A 12,311-nucleotide genomic window follows, 5' to 3' on the forward strand; every position below is an offset into this window, starting at 1 on the left:
CGACGAGCATGTCGCGGCGTTCCGCCACCGGCCGCTTTCGGAGTCCGGTCCGTTCACGTTCGTCGCCGCGGACGCGCTCACGATGAAGGTCCCCGAGGGCGGCCGCGTGATAAACGCCGAGTGTCTCGTCGCCACCGGTCTCAGAGGCGACGTCCACCGCGAACTGCTCGGCCAACAGTTCTCCACCGGTGATAAGGGGCAGAATGGAAAACGGTCTTCGCCGACCTCGTCGCCCGCGGTCTGGCAGGCGTGCGCCTGGTCACCTCCGACGCTCATGCAGGGCTGGTGGAAGCGATCGCGGCGAACCTGCCTGGAGCGGCCTGGTAGCGCTGCCGCACCCACTACGCCGCCAACCTCATGAGCGCCACACGCCGGCCGTCAAGGCGATGCTGCACTCGGTCTATGACCAGCCCGACGCGGCATCCGTGCACGCCCAGTTCGACCGCCTCCTGGACTACGCCGAGGACAGGCTGCCCGACGTCTTCGCGCACCTAGAGAGCGCCCACGACGACCTGCTCGCGCTCACGACCTTCCCCAAGGACGTGTGGACTTGAGAATCTGGTCCAACAACCCCGCCGAACGATTGAACAAGGAGATCCGGCGGCGTACCGACGCCGTGGGGATCTTCCCCAATCGGGACGCCATCATCCGCCTCGTCGGCGCGGTCCTGGCCGAGCAGACCGACGAATGGGTCGAGACCAAGCGCTACATCGGACTCGAAACCCTCGCCCGCTGCCGCCTCACCGCCGTACCCAACACGGGCATCGAGGAGGTGGCCGAAACCCTCGCACTCACCGCCTGACGAAGGAAACCGCTACACCACTCCACGGGACTTGACCCCGTCGGCGGTAGGTGCTCCTTCGCGAGAGGGGCCGTCATTGCGCTTTCTGGCATCCGTGAGCCCCGCAAACCGCGCCACCTCCGACAGCCTGTCCGGCGTGTGTGGCATCGAGTCCAACAGCCCCGGCGAGTGCACCAAGTAGCCCACCCACTGGCCGCGAGAGATCGCCACGTTCAACCTGTTGCGGTTGAGCAGGAATTCGGTGCCGCGGGGGATCTCGCGCGCCGAGGATGCCGCCAACGTCACGATGCACACCGGGGCCTCCTGGCCCTGGAACTTGTCGACCGTGCCCACGCGCACTCCCGCCAGCCCCGCCGCCGCCAGCGCCGACTGCACCGCGTTGACCTGCCCGTTGTACGGCGTGATGACGATGACGTCGGCCTCGGTGAGTGGCGTCGAATCGCGCCCAGCGCCCGGGTCGGTCCACGCCCGGCCCAACACGTCGCGCGCGATCGCGACCACCGTGGCGGCCTCCTCGACAGACTCCACCGTGTTGCCCGCGTGCATTACAGGAACGGGCATCAACCCCGGCGAGACGCCCTCAAGCGACCGCGTCGACGCCACCGCGTGCGCCCTCAACGAGCGCTCATACGACAGCCGCGACACCGGCTCCGTCAGCGCCGGGTGCATGCGGCGCGTGAGCGCCAGGAAGTACCCCAGCTCGGGCGGGAGCACGTCGTGCCCCGCTGACTGCCACCCCAGCGCCGAGGCGTCCACATCCTCCTGATGCCGGGCCTGCGTCACCTGCGGCAACTGCTGCGGGTCGCCCAACAGCAGCAACCGCATGGCCGCCTGCGCCGCGGCGATGGTGCTGGGCAGGGCGAACTGGCCGGCCTCGTCGATCACCAGCAGGTCCAGCGGGCGGTCGAGCTTGTCGACCAGCCCCGCGAAGGTCCACGCCGTGCCGCCGACTACGCAGCCTCCAGATGTGCCCGTCACGAAGGAGGCCGCGCCACCGCTCGGCAGCACCGTGAACTGCGCACGCGCCGCCAGCTCCGTGTCGCCGCCCTTCCTTGACTTGCCCACCAACGACGCGTCGAGCCCGGCCTTCCCCACCACGGCATCGAGGAAGTTCTCGACCACCCGGTGCGACTGGCCCACGACGCCCACGCGCCAGCCGTGGTCGCGCACCAACGCCGCGATGGCGTGCGAGCCCACGTGGGTCTTGCCAGTCCCAGGCGGGCCCTGGACGGCCACATACGACTGCTTGAGCCGCAGCAGCGAGTCGACGATTGCTGGCGTCGCGTCCTCTGGATCAGCCGCCGACAACCCCTCCTCACCGAGCGCGCCTGCACCCACCACCCGCGGCGGCCGCCGCAACAACAAGTCCACACATGGATCGGCCACGGCGGCGGCAGGCACCGCAGTCACCCGCTGCGCCCACGCCTGAATCTGCTCCACGAGCGCTCCGGTCGCCGGGGGAGTGGACGGCGTGAGCGCCACGGGCGCCTCGGAATACGGCGCAGCATCACCGGGGAGCGACTCCAACAGTTCGATCCAGTCCGGCCCCGAGTCCAGCACCGCCGTGCGATTGTGCGCCGCCCTCGCACCCGGCTCGGCGTTGGCGACAGCAAACGGCGCGGGCTGGGCGTAGACGGCAAACGGCGAGTCTCCCTCGGCCCACCGCGACCCCGGCGCGGCGCGGCCATGCAGTCGCACCCGGCGCTTCAAAGTCCGCGCGCGCGGCGGACGCTCCCATTCCGAAAGCACCTCACACCGCTCGACCACGAACACATCCCGCTCATCCGCCCAGTCGTCAACCGGCTGCACCAACCGCGAGTAGTGGCTCTGCCAGAAGACCTTGTCCTCGTTCGGATGAAAGACCGCCGCCGCGCGCGCCATGCGAGCCACCAGTGCCGAGTCCTCATCCCCCCGCCCAGCCGCCGCATCGGCCGCCTTCAGCAAACCAGCCGCAACCGCATCGGCCGTCTGTCGAGCCGCCACCGCCTTGTCGGAAGGCGCTGCGGCCTGCGCGGGCGCCGCATACGCGACCCCCGCCGAGCGCTGAAAACCCAGCAGCCAGTCGCGCAGCTGCACCGTGGAGGCGACGTCGTCGTCGTTATACCGCGCGATGTCGCCCAGCCGCGCCTCCCAGCCCGCCACATCCCCCGCGTCGCGCAGCGCGCACGCCTGCGCGTAGGCGTCCACCGAGTCGCCCGCGTTGTCCACGCCCTCGCGCGTGCGGTCAAAGTAGAGGGGCTCGAGCTTCTTGATGGAGTACGAGGCCGATCCCACCCGCATGGCGCGCCTCACGATCGGGTAGAGGTCCACGAGCACGTGCTGGCGAAGCAGGTCGTCCACCTCGTCAGCGCCGAACCCGTGCCGCACCGCCGCGGCCAGCAGGTGCGTCTTCTCGTAGGCGGCGTAGTGGTACACGTGCATGTTGGGATGGCGCTCGCGGCGCTCGCTCACCGTGTCGAGGAAGGCGCGCAGTGCGACCGCCTCCTGCTCGAGGCTGTGCGCCCAGATGGGCGTGAAACGCTCGGCCGCGTCGCACCAGCCCCACAGGTAGTCCAGCCCCCACGTCCCGCGCTCCTCATGCAGCGGGTCGCCCTCGAAGTCGAAGAACATGTCGCCCTCGCTCGGCGGCGGGAGGGCGCTGAGGGCCGATGCGTCCGTCACCTGGACAGGCGGAGGCTCGCCTTCGCGCCGGGTGGCTTGCAGGCTCGCTTGGGTACGGAGGTTCTCGAGGGTCGTCGCGCCGATGCCGGGGATGGGGTCCGTACTCGTGGCCAGTTGCGCTGTGGTGTCGATGGCGTGGGCGCGCAGCTTGACGCGTTGGGCCACGCTGAGACCGGCGACTTGGAGGACGTCGTTGTTGTTGTCGATTTCGAGGGCGCACCAGTCGCAGCGGCCGCAGATGGCGTAGCGGTCGTCTCCCCACTCCACGGGTTGGTGGCTCGCGGTGCCCTCGTCTTGGCGCTGCATGATGAGCGCCAGCAGGCGCTCGCGGCGCAGGCGGAAGACGGGGGCGACGTCGTCGAGGTGGTGGTCCGAGCGCCTGCCGTCGCCCAAGATCAGGGTGATGGTGGTGTCGACTGGCACGCCCGTGCGCTCGAGCTGCTCCGCGTAGGCGGCCATCTGCAGCAGCGCGGTGACCTTGGCGCGGCGGGCAAGCTTGGTGTCCTCGACGCGGTAGCTGCCGTCGGGTTGGCGTGTGATGAAGTCGGCGTAGCCGATGAAGCTTGTGGTGCGCTCGGGGTCCGGTGCGCTGAACGCGGCCTGGAAGACCACCTGTGCGCCTGACTGGAAGGCGGCCGCGGTGGCGGCCACCGCATCGGCTATCCCTTGTGGCGTGTGGGCGGGGCGGGGGATCTCGACAACCCCGTCGCCGAACTGGGCGCGGTAGGCGTCGAGGATGCGCCGCTCATGGACGTCGCCCAGGGCGGCCGCGCGCTCGAGCATGGCGTCGCGCTCGAACCTTGGGTCTGGGATGCGGCCGGCCTTGACGTCGAGCCTGCGCAGGAAGCCAAACTCGCAGTCGCTCGCGACAGCCAAGTCGCTCGCCGACCATGTGACCGTGGTGTGTCCTGCGCTGTCGCTGTGCAACTGCATGCGTGCATCCCCTCTGATGGTTCTAGGGGTGAGCGTAGGGGAGGGGGCTGACGTGGGTGTGGGGCTCGGAGGCCGTGTCTCGCGCCCGTTCCTAGTTGCAGTTATAAGCGAAAGGACTTACAGTTGCAGTCGAAGTTCTCTGGAGGAATCTCATGCCGATCACCCTGCGTGCTGGCGCCGGTCGTACCGAACTAGCTGCGTCCAGCACCGAAATCAGCGCTGCTCAGAGGCTCACCCGCCTGAATTCTGCGGCGACCGTGAGCGCTGAACCACTGATGGTGCCCGCTGAACTCCACGGTATGGTCCAAGCAGTGATCGCTGCGGTCGCACGTGGCGAGACTGTGACAGTGGGAACACTTCCCGATGAGCTTTCGACGTCCGTCGCGGCCGAGCAGCTGGGAGTCTCGAGGCCCACCTTGATGAAACTCATCGCCGAGGGGTCGCTCAAGGCGCACAAAGTTGGAACTCACACACGAGTGAAGACTGAAGACGTGACCCAGTTCCGCAGGGAACGACTCGAGCGGCAGCGCGACGCGTTCGAGAGCCTCCGTGCATTGGAGGACGAACTCGGCATCTAGCCTGGTGCGGGTGGCCCCGCACTTGTACGGTGCTTTGGCATGGCAACTAGGGTGTTCGTCGACGCTAACGTGCTGTTCTCCCGGCGCCAGAGGGACTGGCTGTTCTTGCTACGCCACCACTCTGGTGGGCGAATGTAGACCGTGGGCGCCTCAGAGGACGTGCTCGCGGAGACGATCGCGCGCTATCGGGACACGCATCCACAACAGTCCGGTGGTCACATCGCACGGCTGAGACAGCATCTCGAGACTCAACTGGACGAGGTCATCGACGACTACCCCGTGGAGCAATGGATGCTTGTTCAAGACCCGGGTGACGCTCATGTGCGTGCCGCGACCACCGCGGGTCAGTTCGACAAACTGCTGACGGGCGATCACGGCCTTCTCCAAGACCGAGACCGCGAGCCGCCCGTGCCATACGAGCCGATCAGCCCTGACGACTTCTTCATGGTCGTGTACGACTCCTCGCAGGAGCTGGTCGACGAGGTCCTCGTCTCCCAGGTTTCGTATTTCCTCAAGCGTGACGGCGAGGCGGACGTGCCGAGGCACGCTAAGGCCGCTGGTTGCCCCCGGTTTGCCAAGGTGCTCGGGGAACTGATGCGCCGGCGCATGTAGTGGTCTGCGGTCGCGACCAGCGCAACGCGCGGGTCAGTCCTCAAACTGACGACTCAGATGTACTCAAGCTGACGACTGGAGCGTACGGGTCGCGTGAGAATGCGGCCGGGGCACGGGGGGCGACTATGCGGCACCGCGATAGAGTCAAGGCCTACGTGAGGTTCCACGTGGGGGCGGGCATCCTGGGCGAGTGGCCGTGGACGGAGGCCGTCGATCCCAGCAGTGGCGGAGGGACACTCCGGCTGGAGAACTTCCCGGGGTTTACTCCGCTCGTGCGGGGCGACCCCGGGTGCTGCGAGCTCACCCCGTGATTCGAGCTCTCGGGTGGTGGAGCTTGAAGCCCTCATGCCCGGGCTGCTGCTTGAGATCACGCACCCGCGCGAAAGTGAGTCGACGTTGGTGGGTCGTTGCGGGCTCGTGGACCGCCTACGCCAGGTCGACAGCGACGTCGACGTGAGGTCGCTGGTGGTGGGGCAGGTTGGCGACGGGACGTGCTGATTGTCACCTGGCGATGTCTCGTGGAGTCGAGTGCTGTGACGCCAAGCGTGGGCAGGCTCCCACCGTTGAGTGAGCGCAGAGCCCGGTTTCTTCGTTGCGTTAGGGCGCCTGGTCGAAGGCGCCGGGCGTGATGCCGGCGAGGTGAGCCTGATCGCGCCAGCCAGCCGCCGCATCGGCCACCTGGGCGCGGACCTCGCGAGCGTGGTCTGAAGTGAGCCGGAAATCGCGGGCGACGTTGAGGGCTCGTGCGACAGTGGACTGCGCGTCGGAGGCACCGCGCCCCGGTGTCTCCCACCGGTGGCGGCTACACAAGCTCCCGGAGAGTCGTCAGGTGCGGTCGTCGACCCACGGGTCGAACGGCTTGGCGTCGACCTGCAGGCTACGTGGGCGTGACCGCTCGTTGGTGGCCAGCAGTTCTTCCGTCTGTATCTCGACGAGCGCCGTGAGTCGCACCAGTTCCTTGCGCATCTTGGACAGGTCGTTGGCCATCGAGAAGTAGGCCACGATCACACAGACCCAGAAGACGATGAACACGACGACGATGGCGAGTGCAAGCACGCCTCCGGTCGCGGGTAAGGCGGGCATGTATGTGGCGTGAACGGTCATCGGAGGCCCCTCAGTCTCGATGCGCGCATGGTGCGCTGGTGTGAACCCGCTCGCACTCTAGCGGGTGGCCTCTCCGCAGTGCGGACGTGAGCGCCTTGCAGGATGCACGGGGGGTGCGAAAAGCGACCATCACGTCCTTGTGGGGCGCTCAGGCGGGGAATGGGGGCGGGGCCGTGCGCGCCAGGCGCCGGAGGGGCTAGATTCGGCACGTGAGCACCTGGCTTCCCGGCGACTTTGTCCACCCGCTGCGCGTGCAGGTCACCGAGGGCGTGCACCTGCGCCCCATCAGCGCAGACGACCTCGAGATCGACATGCCCGCGGTCATGGGCAACCAGCCGATGCTGTGGGCCAAGTACGGTGCTCAGTGGGGCTGGCCTCCTGCCGACATGTCCGCCGAGGCCGACCGCGAGGACCTCGCCCGTCACGCCGACGAGATGGTCACCCACGAGTCTTTCAATTACGCGATCCTGCCCGCCGACGAGGGCGCGCTGTACGGCTGCATCTACATCGACCCGCCGGAAGACGCCGGTGGGGCCACCGCACCTACCGCTGAGGTGTCGTGGTGGACGGTTGCCGATGCGCCCGCAGGCCTCGCCGACGTTCTCCACACGTTTGTGCCCGCCTGGCTCGCGCGCGAGTGGCCGTTCGCTGACGTCGTCTACCCGTTCGGCGAGTTCGACTAAAGCACAGTCTGCGCCACCACCCGGCTGGACCCGTCGGGCCCCTTCACGACCTCGAGCTTGGCGGGGATCTGCTCCTTCATCGCCTCGACGTGCGAGATGAGACCGATGGTCCGCCCGCCCGAACGCAGCTCGTCGAGCGTTGCCATCGCGACCTCGAGCGTGTCTCCATCGAGCGAGCCGAAGCCCTCGTCGATGAACAGCGTCGACAGGCGAATTCCGCCCGCCTCGGCGGTGACGGTTTCGGCCAGTCCCAGCGCGAGGGCGAGCGAGGCGAGGAAGGTCTCGCCGCCCGACAGTGACCGCGTGGACCTCGACTGACCTGTGTGGGCGTCGGCGATCCGCAGTCCCAGCCCGGTTTGCTTGTTGCGGTACTGCTTGTCGTCGTCGTGTTCGAGCAGGTACTGGCCGCTCGACATGATCTGCAGGCGCGCGTTCGCGGCCGCGACAATGCGCTCCAGCTTGGCGGCCAGCACGAACGACTCCAAGCGAATCTTGCGCTCGTTCGGTGGTCTTCCCTCGAGCGAATCCGCGAGCGTGAGCGCTACGTCGCGCGCCTCACGAGCCGACTGCGAGGCCCCCGCTTGCTGCGCATAGTCGGCCTGCGCCGCCGCAAAGCGGTCTCTTGCTCCCGCCGCAGAGGTCTCCGCGGCGATCGCCTCATCCCGAGCGTGCGCAAGCGCCGATGCGCGGTCACCAAGAGCCTCCAGGTCACCCGGATCATCGGGGAGGTCCTCGGATCCCAGGCTCGCGACCACTGCTCGCGCCCCAGCAAGGTCGGCGGCGTAGGTGGCCACGGACGTCTCAAGCGCCGCCAACGCGTCTACGTCGAGCTCAGCGGTCAGGGCCGAGTCGGCATCCGTGAAACCCGAGCCGTCGAGCGCCTCGGCGAGGGCGAGGTTCGCACTGGCCACGGCGGCTCCCGCGTCCTCCTCTGTCGCAGCCGCGTTGACCAGGGAGGATAGCAGCGACTTTGCCTCGCTGAGTGCATCGGCGTATGCGCCGACGCTGCCGTAGCCCTCGGGCGCGTGAGCGGCGAGAGCCTCAGCCTCCACGACCGCCTGAGTCGCGGTGGCCAGCGCGCCGCGCGCGACATCGACCTTGGCACGACGCTCGCGCAGCGCCTCACCAAGTGCGGCCTCGGATTCCTGCAGGGCGGCGAGGTCCGCGCGAGCCTGATCACGCAGCGCGACCGCGTCGAGCGCCAGTTCGTGACCCTGACGTGCCTCCACGACCGCCGCCTGCGCCTGTTCTACGTCGCCCTCGCCAGCCTGGGCATGCGCGGCCGCGAGCCTCTCCTTGACGGCCGCGACCACTGCGGAGGCCTCGTCGAGCGTCGCCTTCGCGGGAGCCAGCCGATCCTGAGCTGCCTCGACCTCCTCGTCGGTGACGTGCTCGTCCGTGGGGCGCGCGGGGGAGGGGTGATCGGCCGAGCCGCACACGGGACACGGGTCGCCATCGACCAAGTCCTTGGCCAGGTGCGCCGACTGCGACGCGAGCCTGCGCGCCACCAGACCCGCGTGCGCGCTCGCGGCGGCGGCGTTGGCGCCCGAGGCTTCGACCTCGGCGAGTAGCGCCACACGGAGCTCTTCCTCGATCTGCGCCACCCGACCGTGAGCCTCAAGTGCAGACTCGGCGCGTGCGAGGGTCGACGCAGCATCATCCACGCGTGCCGCGCGCTCCGTCGCCTGCGCAAGCACGCCGTCGAGCCGCGCGCGCTCAGCCGGCACCGCAGCCAGCTCCGCCTCGACCTCCTCCAGCGCCTCGCGCGCGGTCGCGACAGCGCCCTCCGCATCCGTTACCGCCTCGCGCTTGGCGGGCAACGACCGCTCCGCCTCGAGCGGCGACGTGAGCCCCCCGATCAGCCCTGCCACCTCGGACTGCCGGGCCCGCAACGCCCCCTCGTCGGCCTCGCCAAGTCCACCCAAGTCAGCGGGCCACGCGAGGTCTGCCACGGCAGAAGCCGCGGCCATCTCACCCTCGCGCTCACGCGCCGTGCGCGCATCGGCGAGTGCTGACTGTGCACGAGCCTGGGCACGGGCCGGCCCCGCCACAGGCGCGGCGCGCCGCGCCGCTGCGAGCCGGTCCGTCTCGGCCTGATGGTCGGCCGCTCCCGCCTCAAGCGACGCCACGGTCTCCCGCGCGGCCGACAACCGGGCGAGCTTGTCTGCGACGGCCTTCGCCTTTGCCAAGGCGCCAGCCGCGGCATCGGCCAACCGCGCACCTTCGACTCGGGCCTCGCCCGCCGTCACCGCAACGTCGGACAGTCCGGTAAGCGTCGCCGCGAACCACTCTTCCCGTTCGGTGAGCCGCGGCGCCTCAACCTTGGCCTCAGCGGCGGCCCGGGCGACAATCTCACCCAAGTGAGCATCGGCCGTCTCGACGGCGCGTGAGCGCTCGCGCGCGACCTCGCGAATGTGCGCCTCGAGGTCCTTGAACCGCGAGGTCCCGAACAGGGAACGCAGCACCGCGAGGCGCTCGTCGGTGTCGGCCTGCAAGAACTCGGCGAACCGCCCCTGTGCCAGGAGGATCACCTGCAGGAACTGGTCGGGGGTGAGGCGCATGATGTCGCGGATGCGCGCGTTCGCGTCCCGCAGCGCCACCTCGAGCGCCTCCCACTGGCCCGCGCGCTCGACCCACAGCATCGCCGTGGCCTTCTCTTTGGTCAGGCCGTCCCCGCGCTGCTTGGGGCGCAGGTACTCGGGCGTGCGGGTCACGCGGTAGCGCTCGCCGCCGGACTCGAAGGTCAGCGTCACCGAGGTGGGGTCGTCGGGTCCGCAAAAGTGGCTGCGCACGGCCTTGTCAGCGCCCTCGTAGCGCGGCACGGCGTCGTACAGCGCGTACGCGATGGCGTCGAGGATGGTCGACTTGCCCGCGCCGGTCTTGCCGGTGATGACGAAGATGTCGTCGTCGAACGCCGTGAAGTCCACCTCTTGGCGCTCCCGGTACGGCCCGAATCCCTCCATCGCGAGGCTCAGCACCTTCATCGCGTGGCCTCCTCGGCGTCGGCCGCGTCGAGCGCCGCGTGGAGCAGTTCGGTCTCAGCGGCCGATGCGCCCGCTCCGTTGCGTACGAACGCCAAGAACTCCTCGACCAGCTCGGCATCCGACTTGCCCTCCACCCGCGCGGCGTAGTCATGCTCGCCGTGCTCGTGTCGGTGCGCGGGCGCGTGCGACAGCGTCACCGCATGGGGGTAGACCTCTTGCAGCGTGCGCATCGCTTCGCGGGGCAGTTGGTCGTCGGTGAGCACCACCTCAACCCAGGCCTCTTGCGCCGCCGGGTCGGGGTTGGCGAGCAACTGGGCGAGCGTCCCCTCGAGCCGGACCGCAGCGCGCGGCGTGGGCAGCTCGAGCCACTCGACCGCGTCGACACCGGACGCACCCACATCCACGAGCCACGCACCCTTGACACTGGAGCGTTCTCCAAAACTGAAGCGCAGCGGAGCCCCGCTATAGCGCACGGTCTCCGCGAGGGTCTGGCGCGAATGAATGTGCCCGAGCGCCACGTACGCCGCCCCGTCGAACACGCTAGCGTCGACGATGTTCAGCCCGCCGCGGGTGATGTCGCGCTCCTCGGCGCGACCGCTGGCCTCGGTGGTTTCGGGCGGCGCGGTTCCTCCGACGGCCGCGAAGCAGTGCGAGGCGACCACGTACCGGGGTGAACCCTCAGCGGCGCGAGAGAGCGCATCGGCCCTGATGAGGTCCATGGCGAACGCGAGAGCGTCCTCGTGAGAGGACCCCGTGAAGTCCGCATAGGCGGCCCGCATGAACTCGGGATGCAGGTAGGGGATGCCGTAGATCAGCACCTCGCCGTGCTCGTCGGCGAGGGTGACGGGGGACAGGTCCGTGATGTCGGCCTCGATGTGGACGCCGCCCGCCGACGCGAACGCCGCGTTGTGGGCGAGCCGCGCCGGCCCGTCGTGATTGCCCGAGGTGAGCACTACCTGGGCGCCGTGCGCGCGGATGGCGCGCAGCGCATCGGCTAGCAGGGTGAACGCGTCCGACTTGGGCGTCGACGAATCGAACACGTCCCCCGCGACCACCACGACGTCGACGCCGTAATCCGCGACGGCTTGGGCGATCGCGGACAGCACCTGACGCAGGTGTTCATCGGTCGAATGCCCGTGAAACGTGCGCCCGATGTGCCAGTCGGAGGTGTGCAAAATCCGCATGCATGCACCGTAGCGGTGGGGTGTGACACGGACGTGCCGAGCGCCAGGCCGAGCCGGGCAATGTCAGACCCCCTCCCTAGCGTGTGAGGTGTCCAGCACACCGTCGCTGAGGGGAGCGAACATGACCACCGAAGAGAGCCGTACCAGACACACTGCCACCGCCACGCCGCGTCGTGTCCGCAGCCGGCGCGCCATGCGTCACGATGGCCGCCGTCTGATCCTCATTGATGTCGAGAATCTGCTCGGCTGCGAGCCGCGCGACGCCGACGCAGCGCTGTTCGAAGTCGCCATTGAGGGTGTGCTCGCTCGGGTGGCGTTCCGCGCGGGGACGGATCAGGTGGTCATTGGTGCGTGCCCGCAGTCAGCCGTGAAGGTGTTCGGAGTGCGCGCGCCGCACCGTCTGGTCGTGCGTGAAGGCGCATCGGGGGCCGACCGTGCGCTCGTCGCCGCTGCCGCCGATCACGACCACACCGCCGCTCGCTTCGACGAGGTTGTCATCGCCAGCGGCGACCGCGAGTTCCTCGAGACGGCGGTCCAACTCCGCGCGAGGGGAGTGCGCACCACGGTCGCCTCGAGGGCCGATGCGCTCAATGGGTCCGTACGCATCGTCGCCGACGAGGTAGTCGCCTTGGACAGCGCGCGAGAGCTCGGGGGGCTAGCGCTGGCGGCCTGAGGCTGGCGGCTCCTGGGCGGCCTCGCTCGTTGCCGAAAATGGGGTCGAAGTCCACCAGGTGAGAATCGGACAAACCGTGCATAACGGTTCGGTATCG

At 69.0% G+C, this 12,311-nt stretch carries 10 protein-coding genes and 1 pseudogene; 7 read left to right on the forward strand and 4 right to left on the reverse strand.

Going from position 1 to position 12,311, the window contains the following annotated elements:
• Positions 1-802, forward strand: a pseudogene (locus ACK5NO_RS11850) (IS256 family transposase); the annotation flags it as partial.
• 12 nt (positions 803-814) lie between these two features.
• On the opposite strand, the gene ACK5NO_RS11855 reads toward ACK5NO_RS11850, so the two are convergent.
• On the reverse strand, positions 815-4,396 hold the full coding sequence (locus tag ACK5NO_RS11855) for a TM0106 family RecB-like putative nuclease (RefSeq protein WP_416812887.1): 3,582 nt from the start codon (positions 4,394-4,396) through the stop codon (positions 815-817).
• 152 nt (positions 4,397-4,548) lie between these two features.
• Between ACK5NO_RS11855 and ACK5NO_RS11860 the strand changes: the two genes are divergently transcribed.
• The 4 genes from ACK5NO_RS11860 (at position 4,549) to ACK5NO_RS11875 (ending at position 6,294) form a co-directional block, all read left to right on the forward strand.
• On the forward strand, positions 4,549-4,974 hold the full coding sequence (locus ACK5NO_RS11860) for an excisionase family DNA-binding protein (RefSeq protein WP_416812888.1): 426 nt from the start codon (positions 4,549-4,551) through the stop codon (positions 4,972-4,974).
• 141 nt (positions 4,975-5,115) lie between these two features.
• The gene (locus ACK5NO_RS11865) at positions 5,116-5,586 is read left to right on the forward strand and encodes a hypothetical protein (protein WP_416812889.1); all 471 of its coding nucleotides are present in this window, start codon (positions 5,116-5,118) and stop codon (positions 5,584-5,586) included.
• 327 nt (positions 5,587-5,913) lie between these two features.
• Complete coding sequence (locus ACK5NO_RS11870) at positions 5,914-6,084, forward strand: hypothetical protein (protein WP_416812890.1); 171 nt, start codon at positions 5,914-5,916, stop codon at positions 6,082-6,084.
• A gap of 69 nt (positions 6,085-6,153) precedes the next feature.
• Entirely contained in the window at positions 6,154-6,294 is a 141-nt protein-coding gene (locus tag ACK5NO_RS11875) for a hypothetical protein (RefSeq protein WP_416812891.1), read from the forward strand.
• A 117-nt stretch (positions 6,295-6,411) separates the two neighbouring features.
• On the opposite strand, the gene ACK5NO_RS11880 is transcribed toward ACK5NO_RS11875, so the two are convergent.
• A complete protein-coding gene (locus tag ACK5NO_RS11880; RefSeq protein ID WP_416812892.1) occupies positions 6,412-6,690 on the reverse strand; it encodes a hypothetical protein in 279 nt (92 codons plus the stop codon).
• A gap of 209 nt (positions 6,691-6,899) precedes the next feature.
• Here ACK5NO_RS11880 and ACK5NO_RS11885 point away from each other — a divergent pair, with 209 nt between their 5' ends.
• The gene (locus ACK5NO_RS11885; RefSeq protein WP_416812893.1) at positions 6,900-7,373 is read left to right on the forward strand and encodes a GNAT family N-acetyltransferase; all 474 of its coding nucleotides are present in this window, start codon (positions 6,900-6,902) and stop codon (positions 7,371-7,373) included.
• Here ACK5NO_RS11885 and ACK5NO_RS11890 read toward each other — a convergent pair.
• Positions 7,370-10,357: an AAA family ATPase gene (locus tag ACK5NO_RS11890; protein ID WP_416812894.1), complete on the reverse strand. Its 2,988-nt coding sequence runs from the start codon at positions 10,355-10,357 to the stop codon at positions 7,370-7,372. The genes ACK5NO_RS11885 and ACK5NO_RS11890 overlap by 4 nt on opposite strands.
• Positions 10,354-11,541 carry an exonuclease SbcCD subunit D gene (locus ACK5NO_RS11895; RefSeq protein WP_416812895.1) on the reverse strand — a complete coding sequence of 396 codons (1,188 nt, stop codon included), beginning with the start codon at positions 11,539-11,541 and terminating at the stop codon, positions 10,354-10,356. Before ACK5NO_RS11895 ends, ACK5NO_RS11890 begins: the two co-directional genes overlap by 4 nt.
• 121 nt (positions 11,542-11,662) lie before the next feature.
• On the opposite strand from ACK5NO_RS11895, the gene ACK5NO_RS11900 reads away from it, so the two are divergent.
• A complete protein-coding gene (locus tag ACK5NO_RS11900; RefSeq protein WP_416812896.1) occupies positions 11,663-12,214 on the forward strand; it encodes an NYN domain-containing protein in 552 nt (183 codons plus the stop codon).
• The last annotated feature ends 97 nt before the right edge of the window (positions 12,215-12,311 follow it).

The sequence above is a fragment of the Demequina sp. genome, assembly GCF_047975725.1.
In the GTDB taxonomy this organism is placed as follows: domain Bacteria; phylum Actinomycetota; class Actinomycetes; order Actinomycetales; family Demequinaceae; genus Demequina.